The 14926-nt window shown below is 67.8% G+C and carries 16 protein-coding genes; 11 read left to right on the top strand and 5 right to left on the bottom strand.

Annotated elements, in window-relative coordinates; genetic code table 11:
* Positions 1 to 74 precede the first annotated feature (74 nt).
* From ACEN9V_RS07660 to ACEN9V_RS07625, 8 genes are read left to right on the top strand one after another with little or no spacing between them, the layout of a single operon-like run.
* Positions 75 to 425 (top strand): NADH-quinone oxidoreductase subunit A, encoded by a 351-nt coding sequence (locus ACEN9V_RS07660; RefSeq protein ID WP_096897501.1) that lies wholly within the window; start codon positions 75 to 77, stop codon positions 423 to 425.
* Entirely contained in the window at positions 416 to 1534 is a 1119-nt protein-coding gene (locus ACEN9V_RS07655) for a hypothetical protein (RefSeq protein WP_141399071.1), read from the top strand. The genes ACEN9V_RS07660 and ACEN9V_RS07655 overlap by 10 nt, the downstream gene beginning before the upstream one ends.
* On the top strand, positions 1497 to 2459 hold the full coding sequence (locus tag ACEN9V_RS07650; RefSeq protein ID WP_217508545.1) for an NADH-quinone oxidoreductase subunit H: 963 nt from the start codon (positions 1497 to 1499) through the stop codon (positions 2457 to 2459). Before ACEN9V_RS07655 ends, ACEN9V_RS07650 begins: the two co-directional genes overlap by 38 nt.
* A 5-nt stretch (positions 2460 to 2464) precedes the next feature.
* Positions 2465 to 3022 (top strand): NADH-quinone oxidoreductase subunit J, encoded by a 558-nt coding sequence (locus tag ACEN9V_RS07645; RefSeq protein ID WP_255252558.1) that lies wholly within the window; start codon positions 2465 to 2467, stop codon positions 3020 to 3022.
* Entirely contained in the window at positions 3019 to 3321 is a 303-nt protein-coding gene (gene nuoK / locus ACEN9V_RS07640) for an NADH-quinone oxidoreductase subunit NuoK (protein ID WP_092091742.1), read from the top strand. Before ACEN9V_RS07645 ends, nuoK begins: the two co-directional genes overlap by 4 nt.
* Complete coding sequence (locus ACEN9V_RS07635) at positions 3318 to 5147, top strand: proton-conducting transporter membrane subunit (RefSeq protein WP_096897497.1); 1830 nt, start codon at positions 3318 to 3320, stop codon at positions 5145 to 5147. Before nuoK ends, ACEN9V_RS07635 begins: the two co-directional genes overlap by 4 nt.
* 2 nt (positions 5148 to 5149) lie before the next feature.
* A complete protein-coding gene (locus ACEN9V_RS07630) occupies positions 5150 to 6637 on the top strand; it encodes a complex I subunit 4 family protein (RefSeq protein WP_096897642.1) in 1488 nt (495 codons plus the stop codon).
* 2 nt (positions 6638 to 6639) lie between these two features.
* Positions 6640 to 8013, top strand: coding sequence for an NADH-quinone oxidoreductase subunit N (locus ACEN9V_RS07625; RefSeq protein WP_096897496.1), 1374 nt, complete (start codon positions 6640 to 6642; stop codon positions 8011 to 8013).
* A gap of 66 nt (positions 8014 to 8079) precedes the next feature.
* Here the strand turns inward: ACEN9V_RS07625 and ACEN9V_RS07620 are convergent, their stop codons facing one another.
* The gene (locus ACEN9V_RS07620) at positions 8080 to 8475 is read right to left on the bottom strand and encodes a heavy metal-responsive transcriptional regulator (protein ID WP_096897495.1); all 396 of its coding nucleotides are present in this window, start codon (positions 8473 to 8475) and stop codon (positions 8080 to 8082) included.
* Positions 8476 to 8529: 54 nt separating this feature from the next.
* On the opposite strand from ACEN9V_RS07620, the gene ACEN9V_RS07615 reads away from it, so the two are divergent.
* Positions 8530 to 8844 carry a thioredoxin family protein gene (locus tag ACEN9V_RS07615; RefSeq protein ID WP_096897494.1) on the top strand — a complete coding sequence of 105 codons (315 nt, stop codon included), beginning with the start codon at positions 8530 to 8532 and terminating at the stop codon, positions 8842 to 8844.
* A complete protein-coding gene (locus ACEN9V_RS07610; RefSeq protein WP_096897493.1) occupies positions 8841 to 10190 on the top strand; it encodes a dihydrolipoyl dehydrogenase family protein in 1350 nt (449 codons plus the stop codon). Before ACEN9V_RS07615 ends, ACEN9V_RS07610 begins: the two co-directional genes overlap by 4 nt.
* A gap of 26 nt (positions 10191 to 10216) precedes the next feature.
* Here ACEN9V_RS07610 and ACEN9V_RS07605 read toward each other — a convergent pair whose 3' ends face one another.
* Both ACEN9V_RS07605 and ACEN9V_RS07600 read right to left on the bottom strand, forming a co-directional pair.
* Complete coding sequence (locus tag ACEN9V_RS07605) at positions 10217 to 10801, bottom strand: uracil-DNA glycosylase family protein (protein WP_096897492.1); 585 nt, start codon at positions 10799 to 10801, stop codon at positions 10217 to 10219.
* Positions 10798 to 11961: a TDT family transporter gene (locus ACEN9V_RS07600; RefSeq protein WP_079238226.1), complete on the bottom strand. Its 1164-nt coding sequence runs from the start codon at positions 11959 to 11961 to the stop codon at positions 10798 to 10800. Before ACEN9V_RS07600 ends, ACEN9V_RS07605 begins: the two co-directional genes overlap by 4 nt.
* A gap of 70 nt (positions 11962 to 12031) precedes the next feature.
* Here ACEN9V_RS07600 and ACEN9V_RS07595 point away from each other — a divergent pair, with 70 nt between their 5' ends.
* Entirely contained in the window at positions 12032 to 12958 is a 927-nt protein-coding gene (locus ACEN9V_RS07595) for a LysR family transcriptional regulator (RefSeq protein ID WP_079238227.1), read from the top strand.
* On the opposite strand, the gene eno is transcribed toward ACEN9V_RS07595, so the two are convergent.
* Positions 12943 to 14277: a phosphopyruvate hydratase gene (gene eno, locus ACEN9V_RS07590; RefSeq protein ID WP_079238228.1), complete on the bottom strand. Its 1335-nt coding sequence runs from the start codon at positions 14275 to 14277 to the stop codon at positions 12943 to 12945. The two genes, ACEN9V_RS07595 and eno, sit on opposite strands and share 16 nt — an antisense overlap.
* 136 nt (positions 14278 to 14413) lie before the next feature.
* Positions 14414 to 14908, bottom strand: coding sequence for an inorganic diphosphatase (locus ACEN9V_RS07585; RefSeq protein WP_096897490.1), 495 nt, complete (start codon positions 14906 to 14908; stop codon positions 14414 to 14416).
* Positions 14909 to 14926: the final 18 nt, after the last annotated feature.

The raw sequence follows: 14926 nt of genomic DNA, 5'->3' as shown, positions 1-14926 counted from the left end.
ACACCGAGCCCGCCGCCCGCCTACACTCACCCGCATTACCCCTCCGGGGTATAGCAGCTCGGGAAGGAGATCGAATGTCCGGGTACATCACCATCGGCATCGTGCTCGGCGTCGCACTGCTCGGCATCGCCGCCCTGATGCTGCTGTCTCGAGCGACAGCGGTCGCTCCGATTCGCAAAGACGTGCTGCCGTTCGGGTCCGGGTGGGATCTCCAGGAACACGCGCTCTCGCGCTTCCACACCCGCTGGTACCCAATGACGCTGGTGTTCCTCGCGTTCGACGTGGAAATGCTCTTCATGTACCCGTGGGCTGTCGTTGTCGCGCAGATGGGTGCAGAGGCGGTCATCGAGATGTTCGTCTTCCTCGGGGTTCTCCTGGCGGGTGTCGTCTGGGCCTGGCGGGAAGGAGCGTTCCGATGGGTGTGACCACGGATCGCCGCCGACCGCTGCATGTGCTCCTCGTCGAGGTGCCCGGCAACGGTGCAGCCCGGATTGCACTGGAAGCAGCGGCTGCGTCCGCCGGTCATGTCCTGGCCACCCACCCGGCCGAAAGCGACGTCCTGCTCGTGTGCGGAATCCCCGGACCAGAGATGCGGACGGTCATCGACCGCGTGTGGGATCAGATGCCCTACCCGAAGCACCGGGCGGCACTGACCAGCCCCGACGAAATCGGCACCGTCTTCACGACCGCGCAGGACTCACTCACGGACCGACGTGCACAGCGCTCCGCCGCTCGCGAGGATGGGATCGATGGCCGGCACCTCGCCGAGGACGGCCCCGACCACGAACATCCCAACGACGAGCACCCGGACGACACCGACGAATCGATGCATGAACACGACATGCCCATGGGCGGTCACGACCACATGTCGATGGATCACATGTCGATGAGCGGTCCGGGCGGCTACCCACTCGCCGACGGGGCGGATGATCGGGACGGGCTGGAGATGGACGTGCTGCACCGGCGACTCGGTCCGATCCTGCCGGTCTGGCCAGCTGGCGTGATCCTGGACGTGACGCTCACCGGCGACACCATCACCGACGCCTCCGCCTCGGTGATCGATGTCGACGACCACAAGCGGGGGGAGCCACAGAGCGGCGCGGCCTCCGCGCTCGACCAGGCCGCCCAGATACTCGCCGTCGCCGGATGGGATGCCGTGGCAGCCCGGACGCTCCGCGTACGGGATCTTGCCGTGACCGGCCGCCGGGACCAGGCGCGGGAACGCATTCGGCCGCTGCGCCGCCGGATCGAGCGCTCCGTGATGCTCCGCTGGTCCCTGCGCGGCCTCCAGGTTCGACCCGACATCGACGTCCGCACGGTCCTCCTCACTCGACTCGAGCGCGCAGACGCCGCACTCAACGGACGTCAGTTCGAGCCGGAACCGGCGACGCCGGTAGATGAGATCCCATCCCTGGTTAAAGGACGCGACATCGGCAGCGCCCGCCTCATCATTGCTGCGCTCACCGTATTTCCCATGCCTCGCGCGGACTCGGCCGATGAGGTCGGCACGACGAGACGGCATCAGCATGGTTGATGTCGGAAACGCCCTCTGGGCACTCGTCCTGCCCGGCGTCGTCCTCGTCCTCGCCATCCTGGCCGCCAGCGGCAACGCCGCCCTGGCAGCACGAGACCGCGGGATACCGGTGCATGTTGGGGTCCTCTCGCCGTTCCGGGAAACCGGCCGGCTCCTCCGCCAACAACGTCGATCCGTGCTCGGCGCGGACTCCCTTCTGTGGCGGATCGGCGGGTCCGGGCTAGCCGTCGCCGCGTTCCTCGCCGCTCTCGCCGTTCCCGTCGGCGCTCTGGTACCACTGGACATTCCGGTCGGCGTGGTGTGGTTCAACGCCGTCGACGTCTCCCTCTGGGCCTTGTGGTGGCTGCTCGGGTGGGGCGGCAACAGCGTGCACCCGCTGATCGGCGGGTACCGGTTCCTGGCGCAGGCCCTGGCGTACGAGATCCCGCTGATGTTCGCCCTGACCGCCCCCGCCATCGGTGCGCAGAGCCTTCGGCTGACCGACGTGGTCGCCGCGCAGCAACCGATCTGGTTCGCCCTGACAATGCCGGTCGCGTTCATCGTCTACTGCGCCTCCGTCACCGCGTTCTCCGCCTGGGGTCCGTTCGCGTTTCCCGCCGGCACAGACATCGCCGGCGGTGTCCTCGGGGAACTCTCCGGCGTCGACCGACTGCTCGTTCTCGCCGGCAGATGGTGTCTGCTCGTGGTCGGCGCCGCATTCGCGGTGCCGATGTTCCTCGGCGGCGGAGCTGGTCCGTTGCTTCCGTCGGCGCTATGGGTGCTGTTGAAGACGTGTTTGCTGCTCGCCGTGTTCTTGCTGCTCGGACACGCGATGCCCGCGATCCGGCCGCAGCGGCTCGCGGAGCTGGGCTGGGTTGTCGTGTTGCCGCTGGTGCTGCTGCAACTGCTGGTCACGTCGGTGCTCGCCGTGATGGGGAAAGGATGACCGGGATGGCAACGATCGTGTTCTGGGTCGCGGCGGTCGTCGCGGTGCTCGCTGCCGCCGCGGTGTTCCGGGTGGACTCGATGGCGCGCGCGACGTACGCGCTGGCGGTGTCGTTCATCGCCGTCGGCGTCACCGTGCTGGTGCTGCACCTGGACTTCATCGGGGTCATCACGATCCTGATGATGGTGATGGAGATGGCCGTGATGGCGGTGTTCATGGTCTCCTATATGGGCATGAACCCGGCGCTGATGCCAATGGATATGACCCACAGCAAACGCCCCGCGGCAGTGATCGCGGCCGCCGTGTTCGTCGGCCTCGCCGCAGCCGCGCTCTTCATCCCGTGGCCAGCCCGTGCCGGGACCGCGGCGGCGGACACCACCCGTGCCCTTGGCGAGGCGATCATGAGCTCGAAAATGCTGGTGATGCTGACGATCAGCCCGATCCTGTTCGCCACGATCATCGCCGCCCTCGTCCTGGCGAACCCTCGTGGCCGGTACGACCGGCTCGGGGACGACCTCCAGAATGCCCCCGCTGACCCGGAGCCGGGAGGTGTCGGACGATGACGCTGCAACTCGTTCTGCTCGTCGTGGCTGCGCTGTTCGCCATCGGACTGTACGGCGCGATCTCGCAGCAGGTGGTGGTGATGGTGATGATGGGCATCGAGGTGATGATCAACGCCGTCATCCTCGCCGCCGCCGCGTTCTGGTGGTACCTCGCACCGACGGTCGATGGGCAGGTGCTGCTGCTGGTGATCATCGCGGCGATGACGATCGAGATGGCGATGGGCTTCGCGGTTGCGACGATCCTGCACCGTTCCCGGAACTCCGACATGACCGATTCTGCGACGGACCTCAGCCAGTGAGCGCCGCGCTGATCACCGCCATCATCCTGCCCGCCCTCGTCGGAGCCGCACTGGCGACAGCTGGACGCTTCGCCGAACGGATCGCCGTTCCCGTCAGCCTCTTCGCGGCAGCGGTCATGGCGATCGCAGCGACCATTGCAGCCATCACGGGTGCCGAGGTGACCGGCGGGGTGCCTGCGATGCTTGGCGCCCCTGGCCCGGATCTCCGCGTCGACGCGCTGGCCGCTGTCGTCCTGCCGACCGTGGTATGGATCGGATTCCTCGTCCTCGTGTTCGCGACTGCGGACCGGACCCGACCGGCGGCGCGGTTCCACGGGCTGATGCTGCTCTTCCTCGCTGCCGTCGTCGTCACCGTGACCGCAACCGGCCTGCCATTGCTCCTCGCCGCATGGGAGGTGATGGGCGCCACCTCCTACGCGCTCATCGGATTCCGCTGGCAAGACCGGAACCGCGTCGCCGGTGGATTCACCGCGTTCACTGTCACCCGCGCCGGGGACCTCGGCCTGTACCTCGCCGCTGGCGCCGTCGTCGCCGGCGGCGGCTCCTGGTCACTGACCGCACTGCAGTCGCTGCCAGGCCCCTGGGTGCACGTCGCTGCCGCAGGATTGCTCGCTGCCGGCTTCGGGAAGGCAGCGCAGCTGCCGTTCTCGTTCTGGATCTCCCGCGCCATGGAGGGCCCCAGCGCGGTGAGTGCGCTGCTGCACTCCGCAGCGATGGTCGCCATGGGCGGGTACCTGCTCCTCCGCGTCGAACCGCTCCTGAACGTGACCGGCTGGGCAGGTCCGACGGCGGCGTGGCTGGGCGTCACGACCGCGATCGTCCTCGGTGTCATCGCACTGTCGCAGCGGGACGTGAAGCAGGTCCTCGCCGCGTCGACGGCATCCCAGCTGGGGTTCGTCGTCCTCGCCGCTGGCGTCGGCTCGGTCAGCGGCGGCACCGCGCAGCTCGTCGCACACGCCGCCACGAAAGCGCTGCTGTTCCTCACCGCGGGCGCATGGCTGACGGCCACCGGGACGAAACAATTCACCGGTCTCCGCGGCGTCGCCGCCCGCTGGCCCGCGGTCGGCGTCCTCGCGACCGTCGGTGCGTTGTCGCTGGCCGGCCTGCCACCGTTGTCGCTCTGGTACACCAAGGACGTCGTCCTCGCCGCAGCATTGGAGGAAGAACCCTGGTTGTATGCGGCGGGCCTGGCCGGAGCGGCACTTGCAGCGGCTTACTCCGCCCGGATCATCGCGCTGCTGTGGCGGCGTGCCGGCACACCGGAAGCGTCCTGGGACGACGAAGAGCGCGGCACCCGGCGGGTGCCACGCCTCGCGGTCGTCCCGATGGTGGTGCTTGCCGTTGCCGCAGCCGGACTTGCGCTTCTCGGCACACCGCTGTTGCATCCGATGCTCGCTCCGCTGTCCGGGACGTCGGTGTCGTGGCCGGAGCTCGCGGCGTCCGGGGCAATCGCGGTGGTCGTGGTCCTGTTGACTCTGTGGCGCACACCCACAGTCCGCAGTGGGATGCACTGGTTCGGGCTGGAGCGGGCAGCCATTGCAGTCATCGCCACGCCGACACTGCGACTCTCCGCCGCCCTCGCGCGTCTCGACGACCGGTACGGCACGGCAGTCGATCGGTCGGGCCGTGCGCTCGAGCAGACCGCCCGAGCCGCGCGCGCTCTTGATCAGCGTGGCCCCGCCGCCGTGACGGGGTGGATCGGTTCCGCCGTCGCGGTCCTCGGTCGACTGGCTCGGCGACCGCAGACCGGCCAGGTGCACCACTACTACATCGGCGCGACCGTGACCGTCGCTGCCGCAGCTGTCCTGCTCTTGGTCGTGAGGTGATCGTGCTCAGTCTGATCGTGTTCCTTCCCGTTGTCGTCGCGGCGGTCCTCGCCCTGACGCGATCGATGTCCGGACGGGCAGCCGCGTGGGTGTGGCTGATGACGAGCATCGTGGAGCTCGCCCTCGGGATCCTCGCGTCCATCCCCGGATCCACCGCGTCGGGGCTGCACTGGGAGGAGCGGATGGAGTGGATGCCGAGCGTCGGCACCAGCTACCACCTCGGCGTTGACGGTTTTTCCGCCCCGTTGCTGCTCCTGACCGACGTTGTGTTCCTCGTCTGCGCGCTCTGGGCGATGCGGGACACCGACCGGCCCCGCCCACAGGCTGCACTCTTCCTGTCCCTCCAGACCACATGTCTTGGGGTGTTCGCCGCGCAGGACCTGCTCGTGTTCTTCGTGTTCTTCGACCTGTCCATCGTCGGCATGTACTTCGTGATCGCCGGGTGGGGACATGGCGACCACCAGCGGTCCGCGCTGCGATTCTTCCTCTACACGTTCCTCGGATCCCTGGCGCTGCTCCTCGGCTTCATCGGCCTCTACCTCGGCTCCACACCGCACACCTTCGACATGGTCGAGCTCACCCGGAACGGCTTCACCGGCACACCCCTGACCGCCGGCGCCGTCCTCGCCGCGCTCGTCGTGGGTTTCGCCGTCAAAACCCCCACGGTCCCATTCCACTCCTGGCTGCCACCGGCACATACCGACGCACCCGCGATTGGCTCTGTCGTCCTCGCGAGCGTCCTGCTGAAGATGGGCACCTACGGGTTCCTCCGCATCGCGATGCCGATGCTGCCGGACGCGTGGCGGTCCTGGGCATGGGTGATCGTCGTCGTCGGCATCGTGTCCGTGCTGTACGGGGCACTCGTGGCGTTGGCGCAGACGAACGTGAAGCGGCTGATCGCGTACACCTCGGTGAACCACATGGGCTACGTCGTGCTCGCCGTCGGCGCCGCGGGTCTGACCGGGTCATCCTCTGCACAGGCGCAGCAGCTGGCGATCACCGGCGCAACCGTGCAGATGGTGTCGCACGGGCTCATCACCGGTGCACTGTTCCTCCTCGCGGGTGTCCTCCACGACCGGCGGGGCAGCTACGAGATCAGCGACTACAGCGGCCTCGCGAAGCCGGCCCCACGGTTCTCCGGACTGTTCGCCGTCGCCGCGTTCGCGTCCCTCGGCATCCCCGCCTTCAGCGGATTCATCGCTGAGTTCGAGATATTCGCCGGCAGCATCGGTGCGACAGCGATCGCTGCGATCGCGCTGCCGGGGATCCTCATCACCGCAGCGCTGTTCCTCCGCACCGTGCAGAAGCTGCTCAGCGGACCCACGGAACGCCTCGCCGATGGTTTCACCGACGTCACCGCTCGGGAGACCGTGACGGTCGGGGCGCTCCTGCTGCTCTCCCTGGCGGTCGGCGTGGTGCCCGGACCGTTGCTGCAGCTCATCGCTCCCGCCGCCCGACAGCTCGCCGCGCTGGTCGGAGGTCCCGCGTGAACATGAACTACGGCGCGCTCCTGCCGGAGATCATCCTGATGGGCGGTGCCATCGTCGCGCTCCTCGGCGGCAGCTTCCTGCCCCGGCGCCGGCAGGCGCTCGTGACCTGGTTCGCGATCATCGTGGCGTGCGGCAGCGCCGTCACCGCTGCTCTGAGCACCGGGCCACCGTCCGTCTTCAGTGACAGCTACGCACTCGACAACGCGACAACGACGATCAGGATCCTCGTACCGTTGGCGACCGCGGTCGTGATGCTCATCGGACGCGAAGAATCCCGAGGCTCCGCTCGGGAGAGCGAAACCGCATCACTGCTGCTCCTCGCGGCACTCGGCACGGTCGTCCTCGCCGGCGCCAACGACCTGCTCATCGTCGCCACCGGGTTCCTCCTAGCGACCGTGCCGCTCTACGCGTTGATCGGACTGTCCCGATCCCCGGCCGCAGCCGAGGCGACAATGAAGACGTACCTGCTGGGCGCGATCTTCGGCGTCGTGATGCTCTTCGGCATCGCCGTCCTCATCGGTGTCGCCGGCGGCAGCACCTACCCTGAGCTCCAACAGGCGCTGCCACACGTGCCGGCGGCAGCGATCGCGCTCGGATTCATCGGGGTCCTCGCTGGCCTGCTGTTCAAAGCCGGAGCGGTCCCAGGGCACTTCTGGGTTCCGGATGCAGCAGAGGGCGCCGGTCTCGGCATCGCCGCTTTCATCACCACCGTCCCGAAGCTCGGGGCACTGATCGCGCTGGCACGCCTCGTGGACGTCATACCCGGCACCGTGAACGCGTCGCTGCTGGTCGGTGTGCTCGCCGCCGCGAGCATGATCCTCGGCACCCTCGCGGCGTTCTGGCAGCGCAGCGCGCCGCGGCTGCTCGGCTGGTCCACGGTTGGCCAGGTTGGGTTCCTGCTGATGCCCGTCGCTGTGATCGGTGTCGAACCGTCGGCGCGCGCCGCCTTGCTGATGTACCTGGTGTTCTACGCCGTGACCAACCTGGCCCTGTTCGCCGCGATCGCCGCGGTACCAGACCGCAGGACAATTCCCTCATGGCGCGGAGCGGCACGGGAACATCCCGTCATAACCGGTGTCATCCTGGTCGGCCTGCTGAGCCTTGTCGGGACACCACCAACCGCCGTCTTCGTCGGCAAGCTCGCCGTGTTCACGGCCACCTGGCAGGGCGGCATGCCGTGGCTGGTGGTCATCGCCGCTGCCGTCTCAGTCGCGTCGCTGTTCTACACCCTCCGGTGGGTGTCAACGGCCTTCCATGCACCGGAAAAACCCCGGTCTCGCCCCGCCGCAGTTCCGCTGCAAGCGGTCACCGCCGTGACGCTCGGTGCGCTGATCATCGTCGCCGTCGCCAGCAGTCCAGCCCTCTTGCAGTTGTGACTTGGCCGGTTCATATGGGCATTGAGGCCTTCGACGCTGAGTCTCTCAGCACGGTGGCTGATGATGTTACTGCGGGATGATGTCGCAGACGCTGCGCTCCGTGCATGTGGTCGGATCTAAGGTCGAACTCGTTGTGATCATGGCGACGAGTTCCGTTTCGAGGCGAGCGAGTTCCTGTTGGCGGGCTCTGACCGCTCCGAGCCTGCTGGCGAGAAGCGAAAGCACGTGCGAGCACGGTGCCTGCCCTTCCTGTCGGAGGGCGAGAACGCCGGCGATGTCCGACAGTGTTAGCCCAGCTGCTTGAGCGGCACGGATGAACCCGACCCGTGTAGTGACCTCATCCTTGTAGACCCGGTATCCGTTGCTCCCTCGACTCGGCACCGGAAGCAGCCCCTCGCGTTCGTAGAAGCGGATGGTTTGCGTGCTTACGCCAGTGGCGGCAGCGAGGTCTCCGATGCGCATGCTTCCATCACACCACTTGACCTTGTACCTCGCTGCAACGTTTACGGTCGGCGTATGGAGATCACGTTGCAGTACTTCGATGGATGCCCGAATTGGGGAACGGTCGCGGAGCGCCTCGCCGCGATCACCGCGGAACGACCCGAGGTCACGGTAAAGCGGCACCGCATCGAAACGCAAGAGGAAGCGGAATCAGTCGACTTCCGCGGGTCTCCTACTCTTCTGGCTGACGGGGCAGCACTGTTCCCTGCGCCAGACGCTCCTCCTGGCCTGTCGTGCCGGGTGTATCTGACGCCCGAAGGCCTTGCCGGGTCCCCGACGACAGAGCAAATCCGGGATGCGATCGCGGACATCGAAGCAGGCACCCGATGAGCGACGTGTTCGACCTGCTGGTCATCGGCGCCGGAATGGCCGGCACGTCCGCAGCTAACAAGTGCGCGGCACAAGGGTGGCGGGTCGGCATCGTCGATGCTCTGCCCTACGGGGGCACGTGCGCTCTTCGCGGATGCGACCCGAAGAAGATCCTCCGCCGCGGAGCGGAAGTCATCGATGCCGCCCGATTGATGAACGGCACCGGTATTCAGGAAAACGGCCTCAGTGTCGACTGGGCAGCCTTGATGCAGAGAAAGCGCGGCTTCACGGATGGGGTACCGAAGGGCGTGGAAGACGAACTCACCGGCAACGGCGCCACCACCTTCCACGGCCATGCTGAGTTCACCGGTCCGAACACCCTGAGCATCGACGGCACGACCCATCAGGCGGAAAGGTTCCTCATCGCCTCCGGCGCCACACCAAAGCCGTTGACGTTCCCCGGGGCGGAGCACCTGATCGACAGCACGCAGTTCCTCGATCTGGAGGAACTGCCCAAGCGGATCGTGTTCATTGGCGGCGGGTTCATCTCGTTTGAGTTCGCCCACATCGCCGCCCGAGCTGGTGCGCAGTGCACGATCGTCGACCACGGTCCCCGGCCGCTGCGCGAATTCGATCCCGACTTGGTGGGGCTGTTGGTGTCACGGAGCGAGCAGGCGGGCATCCGCATCCTCCGCGGTACCCGCGTCTCCACGGTGGACGCCACTTCCACCGGACTGCAGATCGGCGTCGACAGTGACGGCATAGCAAAGCGCATCGATGCGGACCTCGTCGTCCACGGCGCCGGCCGCCTCCCGAATGTCGAGAGCCTGCGCCTGGACGCTGCCGGCATCGCCAGCGGTCCGCGTGGGGTCACGGTAGCTGGCCACCTGCAAAGCACCACCAACACCGCCGTGTACGCCGCCGGAGACGCCGCCGACACGGCCGGGCGCCCCCTGACCCCGGTGGCCGTGTTCGAAGGGAAAGTCGCCGCGTCGAACATGCTCAAGGGCACCACCACGGCACCTGACTACATCGGGGTCCCCACGACCATATTCACCATCCCGGAACTCAACCGCGTCGGCCTCCTCGAAGAAGAAGCGGCCCCGAGCCACGACATCGCCATCCGCTTCACCGACACCAGCGGCTGGTACTCCACCTACCGGGTGGCCGAAACCACCGCCGCGGCCAAGGTCATTATCGACATCCGCACCGACCAAATCCTCGGCGCACACCTCCTCGGCCCCGGCTACTCGGAACTGATCAACACTTTCGGCCTCGCCATCAAACTCGGGCTCACGACACGGCAACTCAGATCCGCCACCGCCACCTACCCCTCCCTCGGCTCCGACCTCGGGTCCCTGCTCTGAACTTGTCACATATACCTCCGTATTCGCTACACCGGTCGCTTCAGTGCGGCAAGCTGGAGTGCTTGCACGGAACGTCGTTGTTGTTCCGCGCGGTGGCGGCCGTTGGCGGGAGAGGGGTGTGGCGCCGCGATGACGGGTATGAGTCTGGGGTGCTCGTCCAGGGTGAGATGCCGCATGACTCCGTCAAGGGCAACGGTCCCGTAAGTGACGATGGCGTCGAGCACGGGGAGCGCCTCGAGCAAAGCTCCGAGGGCGCGTCGCCCCTCGTCGATGTCCGCAGGTCGTACGCGGCCGGGGACTTCCCAGGGGATGAGGTTCCAGCGGAGGTACTCGTTGCGTGCGAGTCCGGACTCGATGCGGGCTGCGCGGAACGCGGCCGCGGTCGGGCCCGGGTTGTCCTCGCTGCAGACCGCCGCGTGCGCGGCGGCAATGGTCTGCGGGCCGGGCGACTGCATGAGGACCAGCACGCGGCTTGATGTGCCGCCGGATCGTGGGTCGAAGCTCGGGACGAACCGTCGCGAGCCGTCCGGTGCGGTGCGCCATGTCTCGGCGAGGGCGTTCAGCGATCGAACGTCCGCGAGCTCGTCCGCGAGCTCCTCGGCGGAGCTCACGCCGGCTGTGGCGGTGCCAGGAGGGTGCCTCGGATGACGGAGCCGTGGAAGGTGCGGACGGCAACGGTGATCCACGCGGCGACGAGGCCGACGTAGTAGACAACTGCGAGGACGGCGACGACGGTGAGTCCGGAGTGCAGGGCCAGGCCGTTCAGGCCGGTGACGCAGGTCCCGACGGGGAACGTGAAGGACCACCAGGTCAGGCTGAACGGCAAGTGCTCTCGGGCAGTGCGGATGGTGATCGCGAGGGCGATGACGGTCCACAGCAGCGCGAAGCCGAGCATCGCGAACCCGTACACCAGCGCCACGACCAGCAGGGCATGCGCGGTACTCGCATCGACAACGGTGGGGGCGTTCGATGCGAGGAGGTTCACGGCGGTGATCGACTGTCCGACCGGCCCGAGGACGATCCACAGAGTCGGGACCATGCCCGCGGCGCCGACCTTGTGCTGCGCGAGACGGTTCCAGATCAGCGTGATCACCACCAGCGACGTGATGAGGCTGAGGCCGAAGAAGCCGTAGCAGGACCACAGCAGCGTCTCCCGCGCCTGCCCGGCGGGAGCGTACGGCAGCAGGAGCGCACCGGTGGAGGCGGACACCATCGGCGGGACGATCGGCATCAGCCAACCGCCGAACGCGGAGTCGGGCGTGTTCTCGTGGCGGGTGAACGCCAGGTACGGCACGAGCACTGCCGTGAGCAGTCCTCCGATGGTGCCGATGCTCCAGAGCACCCAGTCGACGGTGACGGCAGCCGGGAGGCCGATCCAGTCCTTGCCGAGCAGGATCGTTCCGGCACCAACGGTGAGGAACGCCATCGGCGGTGCCCCGTAGAAGTGGGAGATGACCGGGTGCAGGTGGTGCTTCGCTGCGGTGCTCCGGTAGCGGATCCAGTGCAGCACCGTCGCGATCGTGAGGGCGACGAGCAGGACCGCGGCGATCGCCCATACGACCGTCGCCGCAGTGCGCAGACCTGGGAACTGCAGCGGCAACGACGCAGCCGCGACGGCGACGATCCCGGTCCCCATGATCGATGCGAACCAGTTCGGGGTCAGGTTCGACACGATCAGCCCGGGCCGCTCCAACTCCCGGAACAACCGCCGTTCTTGCACACCATGCTCGGAACGTGCGGGTGCGGGTGCATGGGCGAGGTGAGCGGACATGCACCCAGCGTGCGCGTGTTTCCCATGGTTCGGGAACGGCGAACTCGTTGGCGGGGCACAATGTTTGCTTGTGGCACTGCGACGGCTGACCGACCGGACCCTGGACCTCGACACTCTCGAGGTCCTCGTCCGCGTCGCGGAAACCGGTTCGTTGACCCGCGCGGCCGAAGTGTTGGGGGTGACACAGCAGGCGGTGTCTGCGCGACTGCGTGCCGCGGAGCAGGCGATCGGTCAGCCGCTGGCGCACCGGAGAGCATCCGGGACAGCTTTGACCGACGCCGGCCGGGTGGTGCTCGGTCTGGCCGTTCCGGTGTTGGAGGCGTCGCAGCGGCTCGAAGCAGGACTTGTCGCGCTTCGAGAACCGGCGGGATCCCTCGTGGTCGCAGCGTCGCAGACGATCGCCGAACTCTTGCTGCCTGGATGGTTGCTCACCCACCGTGCTGCCGCGCCCGATGCGCCGGTCCGATTGATCGCGGGCAACTCCACCGCTGTGATCGACCTTGTTCGCTCCGGCGCTGCCGACGTCGGATTCACGGAGACCCCTGCTGCGCCACCTGACCTCTCCTCTCTGGTGGTCGACGAGGACGAACTCGTGGTTGTCGTCGCTCCGCACCATCCGTGGGCGCGGGCTTCGAGCATCACCGCGGATGACCTCGCGGAGACGCCGCTACTGCTCCGTGAGGAAGGGTCCGGCACCCGCGCCACGGTCGAGGCGTGGCTCGACGATGCGGGCCGCACCCTCGTTCCGCCAGCGGCGGTACTGGAGACGACGGGCATCATCCGCGCCAACGCTCGAGCGGGCATCGCTCCGGCGGTGATGAGTCTCCGCACCGTCGGCAGGGACCTCGCCGACGGTGCCCTCGTCCGAGTGCCGCTGCTCGGCCCGCCGCTGATCCGGTCGCTGCGTGCGATCTGGTCGGGCCACCCCGGGCCTGCTGTCACGGCGTTTTTGGACACCGCTCGCAGCTCGAGTGCCGGTGGTCAGATCAGTCCGTAGGGCAGATCCGGGTGCTGCTCGGCGATCTCGGTGAGCCGGTTGTACTTCGCGACCCGTTCGCCGCGGGCGGGTGCGCCGGACTTGATCTGCCCAGTGCCGGTCCCGACGACGAGGTCGGCGATGAACGTGTCCGTGGTCTCCCCGGAACGGTGCGACACCATGCTGGCCATCCCGATGCTGGTGGCGGTGGCGATCGCGCCGAGGGTCTGGGAGACGGTGCCGATCTGGTTCGGCTTGATCAGTGCCGCGTTCGTCAGGTGTTGCTCGCCGCCGTCGCGGATGCGTTGGGGGTCGGTGACGTAGAGGTCGTCGCCGACGTTCTGGATCCGGTCACCGAGCGCCGCCTGCATGCGGCGGAACCCGTCATAGTCGTCCTCAGCGCACCCGTCTTCGATGCTGCGGATCGGGTACGTGTCGATGAGCTGCCGGTAGTAGTCGACCAACCCGTCCCGGTCGAGGCTGTCGTCGAGCATCCGATACGAGCCGTCTCCGAGGGAGAACTCGTTCGCGGCCGGATCGAGGGCGATCGCCACCTGGTCGACGCCCGGCTCGTAGCCTGCGGCGCGGATCGCGGTGACCAGCAGGTCGAGCGCTTCCTCGGGTGCAGCGATCGATGGTGCGAAGCCGCCCTCGTCGCCGAGGCCGAGGCTACCGAACCGGTCCCGCACCAGGCCCGCGAGGGCGTGGTACACGTCCGCGCCGATGCGGACAGCGTCGGCCATCGATGAGGCGTTGACGGGGGCGATCATGAACTCCTGGAAGTCGAGCTTGTTCGCTGCGTGCGCGCCGCCGTTGAGAACGTTGAAGTGCGGGACCGGCATCCGCGGCGTCGAGCCGGTGATCTCGGCGATCCACTGCCAGAGCGGGAGGCCCGCGGCGTGTGCGAGCGCCCGGGATGCGGCGATGGAGGTTGCGACGACGCTGTTCGCGCCGAGCCGGCGGTACCCGGTGGTGCCGTCGAGTTCGGCGAGGGCGGCGTCGACCTGTCCGATTGCGGACCACGATCGCCCTGTGAGGAGGCCCGCAATGTCGGTGTTGATCAGGTGGAGCGCCTGGGTGATGTCGCGGCCGCCGAACGCTGTTCCGCCGTCGCGGAGCTCGATGGCTTCGTGGGCACCGGTGGATGCGCCCGCGGGGGCGTCGCCGGTGACGGTGCGGCCGTCGTCGAGTTCGAGCAGGACGCGGACGGTCGGGTAGCCGCGGGAGTCGAGGATGCGGGTGCTGTGGACGGCGTCGATGGTGACGGGGTGGTCGTGGTGGGTGACGTACTCGCCCTGGTGGGCTCCGTGGTGGTGGATGCCGCTGATGTAGTCGTTCATGGTGACGCTCCTTCTGGTCGGGTCATGCGTCGTGGTCGTGCGGATGGAAGGGAAAGCCGCGGGGAGGCGGAGGGGACGACCTGCTGGCGATCACTCAGCGCCAGTGCCTCCCCGCGGCGGTCAAGGGGCCCGTGGATCACGGGTGTCGGGTGTGGGCTTCCTGTGCGGTGCGGATAACGGCTTCGGCAGCAGGACGGTTGGCCCACCCGTTGGTGGTGACGTGCTTGCCGTGTTCGATCTCCTTGTAGTGGGAGAAGAAGTGCTCGATCTCGATGAGGGTGTGCTCCGGGACGTCGCTGATGTCCTGCAGGTCTTCGAACCGGTCGTCGCCGGCGGGGACGGCGGGGACGGCGAGGATCTTGTCGTCGCCGCCGTTCTCGTCGACCATGCGGAGCATCCCAACCGGGCGGACGTCGATCACGACGCCGGGGAACGTGGGGCGGGGTAGGAGCACGAGCGCGTCGAGGGGGTCGCCGTCCTCGCCGAGGGTGTTGTCGATGGAGCCGTAGTCCTGGGGGAACACCATGCTGGTGAACACGGCCCGGTCGAGCCGGATCCGGCCGGTGGTGTGGTCGACTTCGTACTTGTTGCCGCTGCCGCGGGGGATCTCGATCGTGACGTCGAACTGCATGGGGAGGTCCGTTTCAGG

Origin of the sequence: Curtobacterium sp. Curtsp57, from assembly GCF_047324335.1 — a bacterium.
In the GTDB taxonomy this organism is placed as follows: Bacteria; Actinomycetota; Actinomycetes; order Actinomycetales; family Microbacteriaceae; genus Curtobacterium.
This window is presented reverse-complemented; position numbering and strand designations above follow the sequence as displayed.

Bases quoted from the DNA above. Each gene is read 5' to 3' on its own strand.
- ACEN9V_RS07660 (WP_096897501.1), top strand. From the start codon at position 75: ATGTCCGGGTACATCACCATCGGCATCGTGCTCGGCGTCGCACTGCTC.
- ACEN9V_RS07655 (WP_141399071.1), top strand. From the start codon at position 416: ATGGGTGTGACCACGGATCGCCGCCGACCGCTGCATGTGCTCCTCGTC.
- ACEN9V_RS07650 (WP_217508545.1), top strand. From the start codon at position 1,497: ATGAGGTCGGCACGACGAGACGGCATCAGCATGGTTGATGTCGGAAAC.
- ACEN9V_RS07645 (WP_255252558.1), top strand. From the start codon at position 2,465: ATGGCAACGATCGTGTTCTGGGTCGCGGCGGTCGTCGCGGTGCTCGCT.
- nuoK (WP_092091742.1), top strand. From the start codon at position 3,019: ATGACGCTGCAACTCGTTCTGCTCGTCGTGGCTGCGCTGTTCGCCATC.
- ACEN9V_RS07625 (WP_096897496.1), top strand. From the start codon at position 6,640: ATGAACTACGGCGCGCTCCTGCCGGAGATCATCCTGATGGGCGGTGCC.
- ACEN9V_RS07620 (WP_096897495.1), bottom strand. From the start codon at position 8,475: ATGCGCATCGGAGACCTCGCTGCCGCCACTGGCGTAAGCACGCAAACC.
- ACEN9V_RS07615 (WP_096897494.1), top strand. From the start codon at position 8,530: ATGGAGATCACGTTGCAGTACTTCGATGGATGCCCGAATTGGGGAACG.
- ACEN9V_RS07610 (WP_096897493.1), top strand. From the start codon at position 8,841: ATGAGCGACGTGTTCGACCTGCTGGTCATCGGCGCCGGAATGGCCGGC.
- ACEN9V_RS07600 (WP_079238226.1), bottom strand. From the start codon at position 11,961: ATGTCCGCTCACCTCGCCCATGCACCCGCACCCGCACGTTCCGAGCAT.
- eno (WP_079238228.1), bottom strand. From the start codon at position 14,277: ATGAACGACTACATCAGCGGCATCCACCACCACGGAGCCCACCAGGGC.
- ACEN9V_RS07585 (WP_096897490.1), bottom strand. From the start codon at position 14,908: ATGCAGTTCGACGTCACGATCGAGATCCCCCGCGGCAGCGGCAACAAG.